This is a genomic window from Geminicoccus harenae, assembly GCF_019800005.1.
GTDB lineage: Bacteria > Pseudomonadota > Alphaproteobacteria > Geminicoccales > Geminicoccaceae > Geminicoccus > Geminicoccus harenae.
In genome coordinates this window covers 1-1220 of sequence record NZ_JABGCL010000158.1, presented here as the reverse complement: position 1 = coordinate 1220, position 1220 = coordinate 1, and the positions used below count along the sequence as shown (strand labels likewise).

The following is a 1220-nucleotide window of genomic DNA, read 5'->3' as shown; positions in this document are numbered from 1 at the left end:
CTAGTGTCCTGATCGCGAAATTCCTACGATCACCTGGATGGTCGTAGGGGAGCGGCGATGGGCAAGCCGGCGGTATCGATCGCGCTGAGTCTGGCCGAGCGGCGGGAACTGGAGCCACTGGCCCGGGCACACAAGACCGGCCAAGCGATGGCACGGCGAGCACGGATTGTGCTGGCTGCTGCGGCCGGTCTGGAGAATAGGGCGATCTGCGTCGAGGTCGGTGCCGACGCAAACACAGTCGGCAAATGGCGCCGGCGCTTTGCCCTGTATCGGCTGGACGGGCTGTTGGACGAGCCAAGGCCAGGCACACCGCGCAAGATCGGCGATGCCGAGATTGCCGACACCATCCGCCGGACATTGGAGACCACACCCTCCGGGGCGACCCACTGGTCACTGCGCTCCATGGCCAAGGCGGTCGGCTATGCACCCTCCACCATCCACCGGATCTGGCGAGCCTTTGGACTACAGCCGCACCGGTCCGAGACCTTCAAGCTTTCGACCGACCCGCTGTTCGTCGAGAAGGTGCGCGACATTGTCGGGCTGTACATGGCCCCGCCCGGACGCGCCCTGGTACTGTGTGTGGACGAGAAGTCCCAGATCCAGCCGGCGCAGCAGGCGCCGGCTCCATCCCGGCAAGGGCCGCTTGTCAGGAGACAGCGGCGGGGCGCTCGACCGCACGCAGCCTCTGCTGCCGATGCGCCCCGGCCAAGCCGAGCGCCGCACCCACGACTACACCCGTCACGGTACGACCTCGCTGTTCGCCGCCCTCGACATCGCGACAGGCGCGGTCATCGGCCGCTGCTACCCCAAGCATCGCTCCAGCGAGTTCCGGAGGTTCCTCGATCAGGTCGAAGCCGCCGTGCCTGCTGACCTTGATATCCACCTCGTGATGGACAACTACGCCACCCACAAGACCAAGCCGGTTCGGGACTGGCTCGCCAAGCGTCCGCGCTGGCACGTCCACTTCACGCCCACCGGCGCGTCCTGGATCAACCAGGTCGAACGCTTCTTCGCGCTCCTGACCGAACGCCAACTCCGGCGCGGTGTCCACCGCTCCACCGCTCAACTCCAAGCCAACATCCAAACCTTCATCGACGCCCATAACGTCGACCCCAAGCCTTTCCGCTGGACCAAGTCCGCCGACGACATCCTCGCCGCCATCCAGCGCTTCTGCCTCCGCTCCCACCAGATCGGAGGAACTACGGAATCAGGACACTAGC

1 pseudogene is annotated in these 1220 nt (G+C 65.9%); it reads left to right on the top strand.

Annotated elements, in window-relative coordinates:
* The first annotated feature begins 57 nt into the window (after positions 1–57).
* Positions 58–1219 (top strand): annotated as a pseudogene (locus HLA95_RS27375) (IS630 family transposase).
* Position 1220 lies beyond the last annotated feature (1 nt).